Genomic DNA, 17394 nt, shown 5'->3' with positions numbered 1-17394 from the left:
GCCCGGGTAAGCGTTCTCGACGCGACGCCTGGGAGTCATGCTCGAGCGCTCGAGCCGGTGGCGCGGATGACGGTCGCCGGCTCGGTGCATATCGCGGCGTCCTCGGATGCCGAGGCGGTGGCCCACTGGCTCGGTGAATACCGCGCCAGCCCCCACACCCAGCGGGCCTATCGGCGCGAGGCGGAACGGCTGCTGTTGTGGCTCGACGCCCAGGGGTTCGGGCTCGGGGACGTGCGCCGCGATCACCTGGACGACTTCGAGGCCTTCCTCGGCGACCCGCAACCCCGGCAGCGCTGGACCGGGCCGACCCGGCCGCGACATGATCCGCGCTGGCGGCCGTTCCGCGGCCCGTTGTCACCGTCTAGCCGGCGCCAGTGCCTGGTGATCCTCCAGGGGCTGTTCGCCTGGCTGGTGGAGGCGGGTTGGGTCGGGCACAACCCGTTCCGGTTGATGCGCGACAAGCGCCGCCGGTTGGACAACCGCCAGGGCCGGGTGGAGCGCTACCTGGAGAAGCCGCTGTGGGACTGGCTGTGGCGGTGGTTGAACGAGGCGCCGGCCACACAGTCCACGCCGCGAGCGCGTTTCGAGCAGGAACGTCGGCGGCTGGCATTCGGCTTCGCCTACCTGCTCGCGCCGCGGATCGGAGAGGTGGCGGCGGCCCGCATGCACGACTTCCATCGCCGCGAGGGTCGCTGGTGGTGGCACACGGTGGGGAAGGGCGGCAAGGCGGCGAGCATCCCGGTACCGCCGGACATGATGCGCCTGCTGGGAGGCTGGCGGGCCGTGCTCGACTTGCCGCCCGAACCGGGGCCGGAGGAGGCCACGCCACTGCTGCGCGGGCTCGACGGTCGACGCGGGCTCGGCGACAACCGGCTCTACCGCCTGATCCGTGAGACATTCAGCGCGGCGGCGGATGCGCTGGAGGCGCGCCAGGGCGATGTGAGTGCCCGCGAGGTGGCGCTGCTGCGTCGTGCCACGCCGCACTGGCTGCGCCATACGGCGCTGACGCATCAGGCCCAGGCCGGCGTCGAGCTGCGCTACCTCGCCGAGACGGCGCGCCATTCGCGGCTCGATACCACGGCCCGCTACCTGCATGCCGAGGACGCCGAGTGGCATCGCCAGCAATCGCGGCATGGGTTGTCACCGGGGGCGGACGACGACGGGGGAGAGCCGTTACAATGAAGCCAATCGTATCGAGGAGTGTTGCATGACGACCATGACCGCCGAACAGGCCCAGCAGGAACTCGTCGACGAGTTCGAGATGTTCGACAACTGGATGGACCGCTACCAGTACATCATCGACCTGGGCAAGCAGTTGCCGGCCTTTCCCGATGAGTGGAAGACCGAGGAACGCAAGATCCAGGGCTGCCAGTCCAACGTCTGGATGCATCACGCGCGCGATGGCGAGCGTCTCCAGTTCCAGGCGGTCTCCGACGCCGCCATCGTGTCGGGGTTGATCGCCGTGCTGATGCGCATCTACGACGATCGTCCGCCGGCGGATATTCGCGACACCAGCCCGCATTTCCTCAAGGATCTGGGGCTCGACAAGCACCTGTCGCCGACGCGCAGCAATGGCCTGAATGCCATGCTCGAGCGCATCTATCGGGTCGCCGAGCAGGAAGCCGCCTGAACGGCGCCGTGTTTCGGCCAAACCCCATGAAGACGCCGCCCGCAGGCGATCTGCGGGCGGCGTCTTCGTAGCGGGAATGCTGCCAGGCTCAGCGAGGCGACGCGTCGTCTGATGCCTGTGCTGCTGCGGCGTCGTGGGAGCAGCGAGGGCGGAAGTTCGCGTCGAGCTCGGGATCTTCATGACACAGCCGCTCGCTGGGCCCGCCTGGCACGGGATCGATGCCGCCGTCGGCGCCCGGATGGCAGCGCAGGATGCGCCTGACGCCGAGCCAGCCACCCTTCAGCGGGCCGTGCACCTGCAGCGCCTCGCTCGTGTACTGAGAGCAGCTCGGCCAGTAACGACAGCGCGGGCCCAGCAGCGGGCTGATGATCCACTGATAGGCCTTTACCAGGCCCAGCAGGGGCAGCACCAGCAGGTGCCTGGCGGCACGGCGAAGCAGGTTGGGCATGGCCTCAACCCTGGCCGTACAGGGTCTCGGGAGCGATCAACGGCGCCGCAGTGATCCTCGCGCCCTCGTGCTCGAGGGCCAGATAGAAGCAGCTTCGCCGACCGCTGTGGCAGGCCGGTCCAGTCTGATCGACCTGCAGCAGCAGGGTATCGCCGTCACAGTCGAGGGTGGCGGACTTCAGGTGCTGCTGCTGGCCAGAGGACTCTCCCTTGCGCCACAGCTTGCCGCGGGAGCGAGACCAGTAGCAGACGCGCCCGCTGGCGAGCGTCTCGTCGAGGGCCTCGCGATTCATCCATGCCATCATCAGCACCTCGCCGCTGTCATGCTGCTGGGCGATGGCGGGAATCAGGCCGTCGTCGTCGAAGGGGATGGCGGCGAGGACCCCGCTAAGCGGGTGACGGCTATCAGGCTCGGCGCCTTCCAGGCGCTTGAAGATGTCGGTCATGAGCCCTCCGAGGCTGGGGAGGTGGCGGTGTCCGACCGGCAGGCCTCGCAACGGCCGAGCAGTTCGATGGTCTGGCGCTGTACCACGAAGCCGAGCTCGGTGGCACGTTGGCCGAGCTGCGTGTTGATGTCGTCGAGGTGGAGCTCCTCGACACGGCCGCAGTCACGACAGATCAACAGCTGGAAGCCGTGGGCGTGCTCAGGGCAGGGGCAGGCGACGTAGGCGTTGAGCGACTCGATACGATGCACGAGCCCCTGGTCGATCAGGAACTCCAGGGCGCGATAGACCGTCGGCGGCCGCGCGGAGGCATGCTCGGTGGCGAGACGATCGAGCAGCTCGTAGGCCTTCAGCCCGCCGCGCTGCTCGGCGATCATCTGCAGCACGCGCTGGCGAATCGGGGTGAAACGAACGCCGCGTTGCTGGCACTGGCGCTGGGCCTGCTGTATCAAGGCGCTGGTATCGGTCATGCGGGCCATGTGGTCATGGGTTGAGATCTCATTCTACGCGCCCGGCATGCCCCGAGCCAGCCGCGGCGGGGGTATGTCAGGCGATGAAATGGCCGAGGGCGGCGACCTCAGGCCTTGGCCGTCTGGGCCACGCGTTCGAGTTCGCTGCGCCGGGCGAAGTGATGCTGGGCGAAGGCGACACGCTCATCGGGGGCGACGCCCTGCGGTTGACGCTCGATGAGATCGAGCCGCGACCGCAGTCCTTCGCCGTTGGCCATCTGGATGGCCAGCCCGGGTCGGGCGTTGAGCTCCAGCAGCATCGGGCCGTGCTGGCGATCCAGCACCATGTCGGTGCCGAGATAGCCCAGCGAGGTCATCTCGAAGCAGTTGGCCGCCAGCTGAAGCAGCGTCTGCCACTTGGGAATCTGCAGGCTGGCTAGCTCGTGACCGGTGTCGGGGTGATCGTGGCGGGCACGATCGAACTGCACGCCACGGATCGCCGTGCCGCTGGCGATGTCGATACCCACCCCCACGGCGCCCTGGTGCAGGTTGGCCTTGCCGTCCGAGGCCGCGGTCGACAGGCGCATCATGGCCATGACCGGATACCCCTGGAAGACGATGACCCGAATGTCGGGCACGCCTTCATAACTGTATTCGGCGAAGCTCTCGTCGAAATCGATCAAGGCCTCGATCAGCGCCACATCCGGCGATCCCCCCAGGGAGTAGAGCCCCGAGAGGATATTGGAGACGTGGCGCTCGACGTCGCCGAGGCTGAGGTGGGCACCGCTAGGCTTGACGAAGTGGGCGCCGTCGCGGCGCTCGATGACCAAAATGCCCTTGCCGCCGCTGCCCTTGGCCGGCTTGATGACGAAGCCGCCATGCGAGGCCAGCATCTCGTGGATGCGCTTGACGCCGAACTGCGTGCTCACCTTGCCGATCAACGCCGGCGAGGTGATGCCATGGCGCTGGGCGAGCAGCTTGGTCTGCAGCTTGTCATCCACCAGCGGGTAGAGGCGGCGATCGTTGTAGCGACCGATATAGCGGATATTGCGCCGATTCATGCCGACGATACCCTTGGCGCGCAGCTGTCCTGGGGAGGTCCACATGATCTCAGTCGTCCTCCGTTACCGGCTTGAAGCGGCGCAGCTCGAGCAGCCGGTAGCCGGTGTAGTTGCCCAGCATCAGGATGAACGCCATCAGGATCAGCTGGACGCCGAGGAAGTTGAAGGTGATGTGGCGGATCCAGGGGTTGTTCATGGCCAGGTAGGCCAGTACCGCGGTCAGCATGCTACCGCCGCCCTGAATCAGGACCTCCTTGGGGCCTTCCTCTTCCCAGAGGATCGACATGCGCTCGATCGTCCACGACAGGATGATCATCGGGAAGAAGGTGATCTGCAGGCCGGCGTTGAGGCCGAAGCGGAACGACAGTACCGAGAACAACGAGATGATGGCGATCACCGTTATGATCACCGTCGTGACCCTCGCTACCAGCAATAGGTTCAAGTACGACAGGTAGTTACGGATCACGAGCCCGACGGCGACGACCAGCAGGAAGCCGATCAGGCCGGTGAGCAGGGTGGTCTGGATGAAGGCCAGGGCGATCAGCACCGGCATGAAGGTGCCGGAGGTCTTGATGCCCACCAGGACCCTCAGCAAGACCACGACCAGGGCGCCGATGGGAATCAGCAGGATGGTCTGGAACAGCGACTGCTCCTCGAGCGGCAGGCTGTGGATCGAGAAGTTGAGTAGCGTATCCGGATCCTTGGCCTGCTGGCTGCGGACGGCGGCGGCGGCGGGCTGGTTACGCGAGATCATCGAGAAGCCGACGTGCGAGTTGCTGCCCCCTTGGACCTCCAGCACCGACTGGCCGGCATTCTCCCACAGCAGCAGGTTGTCCGGGCGGCCCTGCTCGCCGCTGGTCGGGTCGAACAGGACGCTGTCGTCGCCGTCATAGACCTGGATCCAGGACGTCAGCGTCTGGCGGCGACGACCGTCCTCCAGCATCAGGCCGCTGACCTCGCGGGCCGGCACCTGGGCCTGGTCGAGCAGGCGAAGCAGCAGCGGCACCCGATCGAACTGGGTCAACAGCAGGCGCGCATTCTCGCCTTGGTGATCGTCACTGAAGTCGCGGATCAGCTGCCGAGCGAAGGTCGCCGGGTCGGCGCTGCGCGACCAGGCGAGGTCGATGACGGCCTGGGCCGCGGTGTCATAGGGCGGCTCCCAGGCGACCGACGCGTCCGGGATAGGTGACGGAACGACGTTGGCACGAGCCTGAGGGGCCACTAGCACCTGAGCGGTGTAGTAGAGCTGCTGGCTGCCTGAGGCTTCGCGTACCGACCACAGGGCCCGTCGTGTGCCGTTCTCTTCCAGATACGTCAGGCCATAGCCCGGCGAGGCGGTGTGCTCGGAGAGCACGCGGAAGCCCTGTTGCGTGGAAGGCAGCGCCATTTCCACCTTGGCAGGGTCACCATTGCCGTTGAAGTTGACCTGGGCTTCGATTTCCCAGACCTGGCGTTGCTCGCCCGGTGTCCATGGCACCTCGAACTGGACGTGCCGGTGCACGCTCATGGCGATACCGGCGACCAGCAGCAGGGCGACGATCAGATAGAAGGGCAGTCGGGACATGTCGGCTTCCTTGGGCGCGAAACGATCCCCCCTCAGGGGGTCGTCGTGTCATCTTGTGTCTCGGAGGCGGCGTCGGCGTCCGGTGCCGACGGCGTGGAGAAAGTGGGGCGATCATGCACGTGGCGGCGTGCCACATCGATGATGGCAATATCCATCAAGAAACGCTGGCCCAGCAGCACCGGGCCGTCGAGGTGGGTGCGGTCGTCGAGGGTGAACTCCACGGCCTCGCGCAGCGGTCCTAGCGTCATCAGCAGCTGGATCACAGGTCGGGATTGCTCACCGGACGCCTGGTTGACCTTGACCCGACGCTCGACCGGCGCCTCGATCCATTCGTCGCGGACCGATTCGACTACGCTGTCTGCGTCTTTGAGGCCGAGCTTGAATCGCACCCACTCCTCGCCATCGCGCTCGAACGGGGTGATCTCGGTGGCCGCCATCGAAGAGGTCTGGGCACCGGAGTCGATGCGGGCCTCCAGATAGGTGCCTACCTCGGGGAAGCCGATCCACTCGTTGCGCCCGACCAGGGTCTTGTTATCGAGGCGCTCGTCGGCCACCGGGCAGTTCTGGGTGGTCGGTTCCTGTGAGGCCTCGCCGCGCAGCCCGGCGAGATCGCGGCGCACGTGGCGCAGCAGGAAGCCGACTTCACGCACGTCGGCGCGCAGGTCCATCTGCTCCTCGCGATGCGAAGCCCGAGTCTCGAGGCTGGCCTCACAGCGCGCCGCCAGGTCGGTCTCGAGTCGATCCATGCGTTCCGCGAAGGCCTGCTGCGTCACCGGCTGGGGAGGCGCTTCATGCTGAGGCACCAGGCCGCAGCCGCCGAGCGATAACAGGACGGCGAAAGGTGCAATCAGCAGGGGGCGAATCGGCATGTCGACGACATCCTTGGCTCTGACGAATGAAGAGGCAAAGCCTCGTGGACTGACGGGATGATAAGGAGCGAGAGCCGGGCTGTCCATGCGAGCACGGCCTTGAGCCGGGGCTGAGCACATCGGAAGGGTGCCACCAGCGGCGCTGGTGGCGTCATGCATGCGTTATAAGGAAATGATGGCGAAGGGCCGGGAGCGCCAAGGCGCGGAGTCTTGTGCCACCCCATATTTAACATAATATATATTATGCGAACTCTAGGCATAACACTTTCGAGCGCCGCACCAGATCGCTGGCATCGTCACGCGGCATGCCTCATCGCCTGCGCTCGGCCCGGATATCTTCACTAGTGTGATGCTCGCCTGGTGTCTCCGGGATGACCGAGGTGTCGGCTCGGCTTATGGCTGTTGATCGAGCGCCTCGAGTTCTCGCTGATCGGCTTCGAGCTCGGTGACCGCCTCTTCGAGCTTGCGGCTGCGCTCGCGGATGTCGTCCGCGTCGCCTGCCTGCTGCGCGTCGTCCAGATCGGCCTGACGCTCCCGAACCTCCGCCATGCTCTCGCGGACGTCCTGTTCGGCGTCTTCCAGCACACCGTCATTGGTGCAATGCTGGGTCACTTCATCCAGCGCTCGTGTCAAACCCCGTACGCGGTGCTCGTTGCCGTCTTGCTCGGCGGCTTGTCGCTGTGCCTGGATGTCCTCGACCTTGGCCTGACATAGTGAATCCAGGCTGTCCTCTGCGACAGCCGATGGACTGAAGGCCGTTGGCATGGCGCACAGCATGAGGATAGAAACGTCGCGGGTCATGCGAAGCATGGTCAGAAGTCCTGAGTTTATAGAGATGATCGGAATGATCGGTCAACCGTATGTCATCTAACCGCCTTTTGCCACGCACGCCGCGCCTCACGCCCCAGCCCTCTCGGCAGTATGACTTGCTGGGCCCCCAGGTAATCGAGGAAGTCACGGGCGGCATTGTGCAAGGCATCGGGCATGCCGTCAGGAAGACGTGACGGGGTGATGTCGTCTTCCCAGTGCCAGGCGTGAATGGTCAAGATGCCCTTGCGACACCGAGCATCGAATCGGCCCACGAAACGCTCTCCCCAGCGTACGGGGAGTACATAATACCCCCAGCGCCGCTGCGCCCGGGGCTTGTAGACCTCCCAGATATACTCGAAACCAAAGATCCGGGAGATAGCGCGACGATCCCACATCAGCGGGTCGAGCGGCGCGAGAAAGCGCATGCGGTGCCGTGATGCCTCGGCCACGCGAAGATCGTCCAAGCTGGCGACGGCCTCAGGGGAAGCCCAGTAGCGCTCCCCTTCTACATCGAGCTCGACCAGCCTGCCCTTGTCGAGCGCCCGTGCCGCGATGGAATCGCGTTCGTCGCGTCGACAAGGCAATAACCAGACGGCAGCATCGGCGGCCGGACGCAACATGCCTGCTGCCCGGACTCGCCGGACGATCAGATGTTCCAGCGCGGCATCCGTGTCGGCCTCCGCCACACGGCTACCCTGAGGCAACACACGCTCAGGCAGATCATAGGCATGGCGACCATTCTGGCGGTGATGGGTCATCAGGCGTCCGGCGTCCCACAGCGCCTTGAGCAGATGGCGTGAGCGTTTTGGACCGTACCAACTGCCCTTCAAGTCGGGATCAGAACGCTGGTCGCCCAGCTCGAGACTGGTGGAAGGGCCGCATCGGGCGACCTGTTGGAGAATATCCTCGGCTTCTGAGGACTCGACGTCCACGCCACGTCTCAGCCAGCGCCTGGCGAACCAGTGATGAAAAGGGCTTTGTGCCCACCAATGATCGGGAGGGATCAGGCTCGCCTGCTTGTCCCAGCCATCCACCAACAATCGACGACGGTAGGCGGCGTCCTGCCAGTCTCCCTGGCGATAATCGTGGACTCGCGACTGCAGCACAAGGTCGGGATTCGTGCCGAGCGGGGATAGTGGATCGAACTGAATGGTACCCAAACGCTGGAGGGTGGCCTCCAGCGATCCCGTGCGATCATGATGGCGGGCCAACAAGCGTCGAGCCTCTGCAAGATTCAGGGATAGGCGTTGTGGTGTGCTCATCGTCTGCCCTTGGCGGTTCTGTCTACGCATCGGTGCCGAGACGCAAGCCTGCCTCCGCGGGCACAAAAAACGAGCCCCCGAAACCGGGGGCTCATGCGAATGACCACGGGGCGCGCTCGACGACAAACGGGTGCTGTCAGCGCGATGCGTTACTCGGCCGGCGCGTAGGAGCCGTCCTCGCGGTGCACTTCTTCGCCGGTCAGGCCCGGGGTGAACACGCAAGCCAGGTGCATGGTCTTGGTGGCGCGCAGCAGGTGGTCATCATGCTGGTCGAGGATATAGATGTCGCCCGGCTTGATCGGCCAGATCTTACCGTCGGCCAGGGTCTCGACCTCGCCTTCGCCCTCGATGCAGTACACCGCCTCGAAGTGATGCTTGTAGTGGATGTGGGTCTCGGTACCCTCGAATATCCGGGTGATATGGAACGAGCAGTTGCCACCATCCTCGGCCAACGACAGACGGGTGCTGTCCCAGTTGCCATTCTCGGCGGCGACCAGGCGGCTGGTCTGTCGGGCTTCCTCGAGATTACGAACGATCATAGATGCTCTCCCTGTGATGTCAGTCGATACAGGCGGCCGGCCCTCGCTGGGCCGGCGCGCCGGTGTTTCCCGACCCGTCGGCGATGCGACGGGTTATGCGATGGCAAGCGGGATCAGCTCAGGGCCTGCTTGGCACTGGCCTCGAGGATGTCCAGCGCCTCGGTCAGATCCTCGTCGGGAATGGTCAGCGGGCACAAGCATTTGACCACTTCGCCGTCCTGGCCGCTGGTCTCGATGATCAGGCCGTTCTCGAAGCACTGGGCGGTGATCTTGTCGGCGATGTCGCCGCTACCCACGTCGATGCCGCGCATCAGCCCTCGACCGCGCTCACTGGCCTCGATGCCCTTTTCTTCGCTGAGCCAGGTCGCGATCTTCTGGAAGCGCTCCTCGACGATGCCCCCCTTGCGCTGCACGTCACGCGCGAAGCTGTCGTCGCTCCAGTACTTGCGCAGTGCGGCGGCGGCCGTCGTGAAGGCCAGGTTGAAACCGCGGAAGGTGCCGTTGTATTGCCCCGGCTTCCACTTGTCGAGCTCCGGACGCATCAGCACGTGGGCGAACGGTAGGCCGAAACCGGACAGTGACTTGGAGTTGGTCACGATGTCCGGCACCACATCGGCGTGCTCGAAGCTGAAGAACTTGCCGGTACGGCCGCAGCCGGCCTGGATGTCATCGACGATCAGCAGGATGTCGTGGGCGTGGCAGATGCCTTCCAAGCGCTTCAGCCAATCCAGGCCGGCCACGTTGATGCCGCCCTCGCCCTGCACGGTCTCGACGATCACGCCGGCCGGCACGTCCAGTCCGCCGGACTGGTCGCCGAGCAGCTTCTCGAAGTAGTCCAGGGTGTCGGTGGCTTCCCCCATGTAGCCGTCGAACGGCAGGAAGGAGGCGCCCTGGGTGGGAACGCCGCCGGTGGCCTCGCGGAACTTGCGGTTACCGGTGACGGCGAGCGCGCCCATGGTCACGCCATGGAAGCCATTGGTGAAGGTGACGATGTTGTGACGACCCTTGGCCACGCGGGCCAGGCGGATCGCCGCCTCGACGGCGTTGGTACCGGTCGGGCCCGGGAGGTGCACCTTGTAGTCCAGGCCGCGCGGCTTGAAGATCACCTCTTCCAGGGTCTCCAGGTAGTCACGCTTGGCGGCGGTCCAGAAGTCCAGGCCGTGAACGATGCCGTCGCTGGCCAGGTAGTCGACCATCGCCTGCTTGATGTCGGGGTTGTTGTGGCCGTAGTTCAGGGTGCCTGCACCGGCCAGGAAGTCGATGTATTCGCGGCCGTTTTCGTCGGTCAGACGAGCATTCTGCGCCTTGGTGAAGACGACCGGGAAGGAGCGAGAATAGGTCCGGACGTTGGATTCCATGCGTTCGAGAGTCTGGGTCTGCATTGCGACCTCCTGTCAGGAAAAGCGGGATGATGGGAATCGACGGGCGTGGCATCGCCGGCCGATCGGGCCGACGATGCCGCGGATGACGTCAGATGTCGGTGGTCTGGAAAGGACCGATGCGCACGAGGTTCTCGGGGTCGTGCTCACCGCCCAGCTGATCGGTGGAGAAGTATTCGCGACTGTTCAGTGGTGCCTGCCAGCGGTCGGCCAGCCGGCGGAACAGGCCCCAGGAGGCCTGGTTGTCGGGCGTGATGGTGGTCTCGAGGTGGTGCACCTCGGCAAGCTCCGTACGCGTCATCACGGCTTCCACCAGACGGCGTGCCAGGCCGGTGCCGCGGGCCTTCTCGCCCACGGCGACCTGCCACAGGAAGTAGGTGTCGGGGGCGTTGCTCTTCACGTAGCCGGACACGAAGCCGACGATCTCGCCCTCTTCGTTGGTGGCCACGGCGCAACTGTCGCGGAACTGGGTCGCCAGCAGCAAGTAGGCATAGGCGGAGTTGACGTCCAGCGGCGGGCAGGACTTGACCAGCTCGTAGATGCCCCAGCCGTCGTCCGGGTTCGGCTTGCGGATGAACAACGGGGCGGTCTGATGGCCGACCACGGTGTCGGCGATGCTGGGCCGAGCCAGCTCGGCGGAGGGAATGAAGGGCTCTGAGGTCACGTTCATTATCAGGTTCGCTGTAGCGAATTTGGGAAGCATCATAACAGCGGCTTATCGCCTTTTCAAAAGCCCTGTTATCCAGTCGCCGAAAAACCATAACCATAATTTATGATGTGCGCCGAAACGCGGTCGCCGCGGGCTTCTCACAGCATAGTGGTATCTCGTCGATCTAGCCTGAAAACCTCCTAACGTAAACGGGCCACCCGCTCAGGGTGGCCCGCCGTAATGCCATGACACGGTGTGTCGTCGCCTGTGGCGTCAGCGCCGTGTCGGCGTACGCATGGTCACGAATTCCTCTGCACCGGTGGGATGGATGCCCACCGTCTGGTCGAACTGCGCCTTGGTGAGTCCGGCTCGCACCGCGATGGCGATGCCCTGGATGATCTCGCCGGCCTCATCGCCCACCAGATGCGCCCCGACCACCACGTCGCTTTCGTCATCGACGATCAGCTTCATCAGGCAGCGCTCGCTGCTGCCGGAGAGCGTATGCTTCATGGGTCGGAAGTCGGCGCTGTAGACACGAATGGCGTCAAAGCGCTGGCGGGCGGCCTCCTCGGAGAGCCCTACGGTGCCGATGTTGGGATGACAGAACACCGCCGTGGCGATGCGCTCGTAGTCCAGCGGCTCGGGGGTGGTCTCGCCGAAGTGGTGCGCGACCAGTGACATGGCCTCCTCCAGTGCCACCGGCGTCAGCTCGGGGCCGTCGGTGACGTCACCCAGTGCCAGGATCGACGGCACGGAGGTCTCGAAGCGCTCGTTGATCTTGAGCTTGCCATCGCCGCTGGTGGCCACGTCCAGCCGGTCGAGACCCAGCCCTTCGAGGTTCGGCCGACGGCCGGTGGCGGCCAGCACCGCATCCACTTCCCGTGTCTCGCCGCTGGTCAGGGTCACCCGCAGGCCGCCCTCGACCTTCTCGATGCACTCGATGTTGGTATCGAAGTGCAGGTTGACGCCCTTCTTGTCCATCTCGTCGCGGGTGAACTCGCGCACTTCCTGATCGAAACCACGCAGGAACAGGTCGCCGCGATAGATCAGGTGGGTGTCGCTGCCCAGGCCGTTGAAGATGCTGGCGAACTCCACGGCGATGTAGCCGCCGCCGAGCACCATGAAGCGTTCGGGGAATTCGTCGAGGTCGAAGACGCGGTTGGAATCCAGCGTCAGCTCCTTGCCCGGGAAGTCCGGCACCCAGGGCCAGCCGCCCACGGCGACCAGGATCTTCGCGGCGCTGACCGTCTCACCGCCGACACTGACATGGTGGGCGTCGAGGACCGTGGCCCGGCCGTTGATCAGCCGCACGTCGGCGTTGTCGAGCAGACGATTATAGATGCCGTTGAGGCGCTTGATCTCGCCGATCTTGTTGTCGCGCAGGGTCGCCCAATCGAATTGCGGCGCCGCGGGCAGGCTCCAGCCGAAGCCGCCGGCATCCTCGAAGCTGTCGTGGAAATGGGCGGCGTAGGAGTACAGTTTCTTGGGCACGCAGCCGACGTTGACGCAGGTGCCACCCAGGTAGCGGTCTTCGGCGACGGCGACGCGGGCCCCGGTCGCGGCGGCGGTGCGAGCGGCGCGGACCCCGCCGGACCCCGCCCCGATGACGAACAGGTCGTAATCGTACTCGGACACAGGCATCTCCTGAGAAGTGAGTGAAGGTGAAGTGGTCGCGATCATACCAGCCGCCGGGAGTGCCAGGGAGGCCCATGGCCATTGACCGAGGCTATGTCGGTAATAAAAAATATACGTTATCAGTTTGCCTGATCATAAGAGACCCGCCCCATGAAAACCGAAATGAAGCAGCTGCTAGAGCGCAACCGTGCGTGGGCGGAGAACGTCAGCAAGCAGGATCCCGACTTCTTCGCGCGTCTCTCCCAGCAGCAGAACCCCGATTATCTGTGGATCGGCTGTTCCGACTCGCGGGTGCCCGCCAACCAGATCATCGACCTGCCGCCAGGCGAGGTATTCGTCCATCGCAACGTCGCCAACCTGCTCCATCACAACGACATGAATGCCCTGTCGGTGGTTCAGTTCGCCGTCGACGTGCTCAAGGTCAAGCACATCATGATCGTGGGTCACTACGGCTGCGGCGGCGTGAAGGCCGCGGTCACCGGCGGCGAGTGCGGCATGGTCGACTACTGGCTTCATTCGGTGCGTGAGCTCTACAGCCTGCGCCGTCCCGAGCTCGAACACCTGTCGGAGGAAGAGCAGGTCGACCGCATGTGCGAGCTCAACGTCCAGGCCCAGGTCAACAACCTGTGTCGTACCAAGATCATCCAGCGCGCCTGGCAGCGCGGCCAGCCGCTCGCCGTGCATGGCTGGGTCTATGGCCTGAGCGACGGCCGGGTCACCGATCTGGAGTGCAGCGTGACCGGGCTCGACCAGGTCTCCACCCTGTATCGGATCGACCGCCTGGCGCCGCCCAGCGACGACTGACGCCCCCGCCGCCCGACGAGTCGTCATTCGTCGGGCGCATGATCCCTTCTCGTTATTTCGATTGTCTTCCTGCCGTGGAACTCTCTATGTTGAGGGTTGGACCACAACAAACGGTCGTTCGCCTGATCTCGAGGCGATGCGCATAACAATCCATCCGGCATGGAACGACACATGACAATCAAGAAGACCCTTCTGGCCAGCGCCATCGGCGCGGCCATGACCGCGGCTGCCATCGCACCGGCCGTGCAGGCCGAGACCTCCCTCAGCATGGCCTACGATGCCGACCCGGTCTCGCTCGATATCCACGAGCAGCTCTCCGGCGGGATCCTGCAGCTCTCTCACATGACCTTCGACCCGTTGGTACGCTGGAACCAGGATCTGGAGTTCGAGCCGCGCCTGGCGACCGCCTGGGAACAAGTCGACGACACCACCCTACGCATGAGCCTGCGCGAAGGCGTCGAGTTCCATAGCGGCAATGCCTTCACCGCCGACGACGTGGTGTGGACCGTGGAGCGCCTCAAGCGCAGCCCGGACTTCAAGGCGATCTTCGCGCCCATCGCCTCGGCGACGGCGGTCGATGCGCATACCGTGGAGTTCACCACCAAGACGCCCTACCCGCTGTTGCTCAACCTGGCCACCTATATCTTCCCGCTGGACAGCCAGTTCTATACGGGCGAAGACGGCGACGGTGATGCCAAGGACGAGATCGTCAAGAACGGCAACTCCTATGCCTCGCGGCATGTCTCGGGCACCGGCCCTTACGAGGTCACCGAACGCCAACAGGGCGTACGCGTGGTCTTCGAGCGTAACGAGGACTATTGGGACGAAGACTCCCCGGGCAACGTCGATGAGATCGTGATGACGCCGATCAGCGAGAACGCCACCCGCGTGGCCGCCCTGCTGTCCGGCGACGTCGACTTCATCGCCCCGGTGCCGCCCAACGACTTGGAGCGCATCGAGAACGACGACGACACCCATCTGGTCACCATGTCCGGCACCCGGATCATCCTGTTCCATATGAATCAGGAACGCGTCGAGGCCTTCCAGGATCCACAAGTGCGCCAGGCCTTCGCCTATGCCATCAACCAGGAAGGCATCGCCGATCGCCTGATGAAGGGCTTCGCCACCCCGGCGGCCCAGTTGTCGCCGGAAGGCTATGTGGGGCATGTCGATGACCTCGCGCCGCGCTACGACGTGGAACGCGCCAAGCAGTTGATGGCGGATGCCGGCTATGAGGACGGCTTCGAGATCACCATGATGGCGCCCAATAACCGCTACGTGAACGATGCCAAGATCGCCCAGGCGGTGGCCGCCATGCTGGCACGCATCAACGTCACGGTGGACCTGAAGACCCTGCCCAAGGCCCAGTACTGGGGCGAGTACGACGACCGAGCCGCCGACATGATGATGATCGGCTGGCATGCCGACACCGAGGATTCGGCCAACCTGCACGAGTACCTGACCGCCTGCCAGAATCTGGATAGCGGTGCCGGCCAGTACAATGCCGGCATCTACTGCAATCCTGAGCTCGACGACCTGGTGGCCGAGGCCAACCTGGAGGTCGATCTCGAGAAGCGTGCCGAGATGCTTCAGCAGGTCGAGCAGACCCTCTATGACGAGGCCGCCTTCATCCCGCTGCACTGGCAGGATCTGGCCTGGGCGTCCGCCGCCAACGTCGACATCGAGCCGATCCTCAACGTGATGAACTTCCCCTATCTCGGGGACCTGGTCGTCGAGGAACAGTGACCGCTGCCTCGCCGGCGCCCCGCCGGCGAGGTCCTGCCCCTTCCTGCCCCGGTGGCGCGCTCGAAACGAGCGTGCCACCCCCTGCTTGCCTACGGGACGCCACTCATGATCGCCTTTCTGATCAAGCGCCTTTTCCATGCGCTGCTGGTGATGTTCGTCATCAGCGTGATCGCCTTCGCCATCCAGGACAATCTGGGCGACCCCATCCAGCAGATGGTCGGCCAATCGGTGCCGGAGAGCGAGCGCGCGGTGCTACGCGAAGAGCTCGGCCTCAACGACCCCTTCGCGGTCCAGTACCTGCGCTTCGCCGCCAATGCGGTGCAGTTCGACTTCGGCTACTCCTATGTCTTCAACGAGCCGACCACCGACGTCATCCTGCGTCACCTGCCCGCGACCCTGGAGCTGGTGGCCGCCTCGACCTTCCTGATCATCGCCCTGTCGATTCCCATCGGGGTCTACAGCGCCATCAGGCCCCGCGCCTGGCTGTCGCGTTTCTTCATGGGAGTGTCGATCATCGGCATCTCGATTCCGGTGTTTCTCACCGCCATCGTGTTGATCCAGCTGTTCGCCATCGGCGTGAGCGTGACGCCCTTCCCCGCCGATACCGGCTGGGGGGGCTGGCTCAATGACCTGCTCTCCACCGAGGGTGGCATGCCGGCCTACGGGCGCGGCGATCCGGTGGCGGTATTCGGCACCTGGGAGACCAACTTCGCCTCGCTCAAGGGGCTTTCCTACCTGGTGCTGCCGGCCATCTCTCTGGCCTCGATCATGCTGCCGCTGTTCATCCGCCTGATCCGTGCCGAGATGCTCGAGGTGATGCAGTCCGAGTACGTCAAGTTCGCTCGTGCCAAGGGTATCTCGCTGCGCCGCATCTACTTCCTGCACGCGCTGAAGAACACCATGCTGCCGGTGATCACCGTGGGTGGGGTGCAGATCGGCACCCTGGTCGCCTACACCATCCTCACCGAGACGGTATTCCAGTGGCCCGGCATGGGCCTGATGTTCCTCGATGCCATCGAACGCTCCGACATTCCGCTGATCGTCACCTACCTGATGATCGTGGGGCTGATCTTCGTGATCACCAACACCCTGGTCGACCTGATCTATGGCCTGGTCAACCCCACCGTCAAGCTGACAGGGAAGCCCGCATGACCACCACGCACTCCTCCGTCACCCGTTCGTCCACGACGAGCCGCTGGGAGCGCTTCCGCGACTCCTACCTGCTCTACAGCTTCAAGCGCGACCTGATCGCCCAGTTCAGCCTGGCGGTGTTCATCCTGCTGGTCGGCTGTGCCCTGCTGGCCCCCTGGCTGGCACCGATGAACCCCTACGACCTGGCACAGATCGATATCCTGGCCTCCGAGCTACCCCCCTTCTGGGTCGATGGCAGCGATCCGACCTACCTGATGGGCACCGATTCCCAGGGCCGCGATCTGCTCTCGACCATCCTCTATGGGCTCCGGGTGTCGCTGATCATCGGTTTCGGTGCGGTGGCGATGCAGGCCAGCCTCGGGGTCTGCTTCGGCCTGTTGGCCGGCTACCTGGGCGGGCGAGTCGATGCCTTCCTGATGCGCATGGCCGACATCCAGCTGTCCTTCTCCACGCTGATGGTGGCGATCGTGGTCGGCGCCTTGTTCAAGGCGATCTTCGGTGGTGCCACCTTCAGCACCTATGCCGTGCCGTTGCTGGTGCTGATCATCGGCCTGGCCGAATGGCCGCAGTATGCGCGCACCGTGCGCGCCTCGGTGCTCGCCGAGAAGGGTAAGGAATACGTCGATGCCGCGCGGGTCATGGGGCTTTCGAGCCGGCGCATCATGTTCCGCCATATCCTGCCCAACACCCTGTCGCCGATCTTCGTCATCTCCACCGTGCAGGTGGCCAACGCCATCATCTCCGAGGCGGCGCTGTCCTTCCTCGGCCTGGGCATGCCCGAGACCCAGCCGTCGCTGGGCTCGCTGATCAAGTCCGGGTTCGATTACATCCAATCCGGCTCCTGGTGGATCACGCTGATCCCCGGGCTGGTGCTGGTGGTGCTGGTGCTGGTCATCAACCTGCTCGGTGACTGGCTGCGCGACGTGCTCAATCCCCGTCTCTACAAGGGCTGATC

At 64.7% G+C, this 17394-nt stretch carries 18 protein-coding genes; 6 read left to right on the top strand and 12 right to left on the bottom strand.

The window, feature by feature from the left end; genetic code table 11:
* Positions 1 to 66 precede the first annotated feature (66 nt).
* Entirely contained in the window at positions 67 to 1182 is a 1116-nt protein-coding gene (locus tag ETC07_RS00990) for a tyrosine-type recombinase/integrase (protein WP_136247005.1), read from the top strand.
* Between the two features lie 25 nt (positions 1183 to 1207).
* Positions 1208 to 1630 (top strand): SufE family protein, encoded by a 423-nt coding sequence (locus ETC07_RS00985; RefSeq protein ID WP_136246682.1) that lies wholly within the window; start codon positions 1208 to 1210, stop codon positions 1628 to 1630.
* Between the two features lie 88 nt (positions 1631 to 1718).
* Here the strand turns inward: ETC07_RS00985 and yidD are convergent, their stop codons facing one another.
* The 12 genes from yidD to gorA all read right to left on the bottom strand — a co-directional run bounded on the left by yidD (position 1719) and on the right by gorA (position 12743).
* The gene (gene yidD, locus ETC07_RS00980; protein WP_136246681.1) at positions 1719 to 2078 is read right to left on the bottom strand and encodes a membrane protein insertion efficiency factor YidD; all 360 of its coding nucleotides are present in this window, start codon (positions 2076 to 2078) and stop codon (positions 1719 to 1721) included.
* A 4-nt stretch (positions 2079 to 2082) separates the two neighbouring features.
* The gene (hisI, locus tag ETC07_RS00975; protein WP_205742480.1) at positions 2083 to 2523 is read right to left on the bottom strand and encodes a phosphoribosyl-AMP cyclohydrolase; all 441 of its coding nucleotides are present in this window, start codon (positions 2521 to 2523) and stop codon (positions 2083 to 2085) included.
* Positions 2520 to 2990, bottom strand: coding sequence for a Fur family transcriptional regulator (locus ETC07_RS00970; RefSeq protein ID WP_136246680.1), 471 nt, complete (start codon positions 2988 to 2990; stop codon positions 2520 to 2522). Before ETC07_RS00970 ends, hisI begins: the two co-directional genes overlap by 4 nt.
* Before the next feature lie 107 nt (positions 2991 to 3097).
* A complete protein-coding gene (locus ETC07_RS00965) occupies positions 3098 to 4075 on the bottom strand; it encodes an alpha-L-glutamate ligase-like protein (RefSeq protein WP_136246679.1) in 978 nt (325 codons plus the stop codon).
* A gap of 4 nt (positions 4076 to 4079) precedes the next feature.
* Positions 4080 to 5594 (bottom strand): inactive transglutaminase family protein, encoded by a 1515-nt coding sequence (locus ETC07_RS00960; RefSeq protein ID WP_136246678.1) that lies wholly within the window; start codon positions 5592 to 5594, stop codon positions 4080 to 4082.
* A gap of 32 nt (positions 5595 to 5626) precedes the next feature.
* Positions 5627 to 6463 (bottom strand): ATP-dependent zinc protease family protein, encoded by an 837-nt coding sequence (locus ETC07_RS00955; RefSeq protein WP_136246677.1) that lies wholly within the window; start codon positions 6461 to 6463, stop codon positions 5627 to 5629.
* 393 nt (positions 6464 to 6856) lie between these two features.
* Complete coding sequence (locus ETC07_RS00950) at positions 6857 to 7273, bottom strand: DUF1090 domain-containing protein (protein WP_136246676.1); 417 nt, start codon at positions 7271 to 7273, stop codon at positions 6857 to 6859.
* Between the two features lie 53 nt (positions 7274 to 7326).
* Complete coding sequence (locus tag ETC07_RS00945) at positions 7327 to 8487, bottom strand: DNA glycosylase AlkZ-like family protein (protein ID WP_168709134.1); 1161 nt, start codon at positions 8485 to 8487, stop codon at positions 7327 to 7329.
* A 197-nt stretch (positions 8488 to 8684) separates the two neighbouring features.
* Complete coding sequence (locus tag ETC07_RS00940; protein ID WP_136246674.1) at positions 8685 to 9074, bottom strand: ectoine synthase; 390 nt, start codon at positions 9072 to 9074, stop codon at positions 8685 to 8687.
* Positions 9075 to 9187: 113 nt separating this feature from the next.
* Complete coding sequence (gene ectB / locus ETC07_RS00935; protein WP_136246673.1) at positions 9188 to 10456, bottom strand: diaminobutyrate--2-oxoglutarate transaminase; 1269 nt, start codon at positions 10454 to 10456, stop codon at positions 9188 to 9190.
* Between the two features lie 88 nt (positions 10457 to 10544).
* The gene (ectA, locus tag ETC07_RS00930) at positions 10545 to 11123 is read right to left on the bottom strand and encodes a diaminobutyrate acetyltransferase (RefSeq protein ID WP_136246672.1); all 579 of its coding nucleotides are present in this window, start codon (positions 11121 to 11123) and stop codon (positions 10545 to 10547) included.
* A 252-nt stretch (positions 11124 to 11375) separates the two neighbouring features.
* Entirely contained in the window at positions 11376 to 12743 is a 1368-nt protein-coding gene (gene gorA / locus ETC07_RS00925) for a glutathione-disulfide reductase (protein WP_136247003.1), read from the bottom strand.
* Between the two features lie 144 nt (positions 12744 to 12887).
* On the opposite strand from gorA, the gene can reads away from it, so the two are divergent.
* From can to ETC07_RS00905, 4 genes are all read left to right on the top strand, one after another.
* A complete protein-coding gene (gene can, locus ETC07_RS00920; RefSeq protein ID WP_136246671.1) occupies positions 12888 to 13541 on the top strand; it encodes a carbonate dehydratase in 654 nt (217 codons plus the stop codon).
* Between the two features lie 171 nt (positions 13542 to 13712).
* Positions 13713 to 15287: an ABC transporter substrate-binding protein gene (locus tag ETC07_RS00915; protein WP_136246670.1), complete on the top strand. Its 1575-nt coding sequence runs from the start codon at positions 13713 to 13715 to the stop codon at positions 15285 to 15287.
* 105 nt (positions 15288 to 15392) lie between these two features.
* On the top strand, positions 15393 to 16439 hold the full coding sequence (locus ETC07_RS00910; RefSeq protein WP_136246669.1) for an ABC transporter permease: 1047 nt from the start codon (positions 15393 to 15395) through the stop codon (positions 16437 to 16439).
* Complete coding sequence (locus ETC07_RS00905) at positions 16436 to 17392, top strand: ABC transporter permease (protein ID WP_136246668.1); 957 nt, start codon at positions 16436 to 16438, stop codon at positions 17390 to 17392. The genes ETC07_RS00910 and ETC07_RS00905 overlap by 4 nt, the downstream gene beginning before the upstream one ends.
* The last annotated feature ends 2 nt before the right edge of the window (positions 17393 to 17394 follow it).

The sequence above is a fragment of the Halomonas borealis genome (assembly GCF_004798905.1).
Taxonomy (GTDB): Bacteria; Pseudomonadota; Gammaproteobacteria; order Pseudomonadales; family Halomonadaceae; genus Halomonas; species Halomonas borealis.
This window is presented reverse-complemented; position numbering and strand designations above follow the sequence as displayed.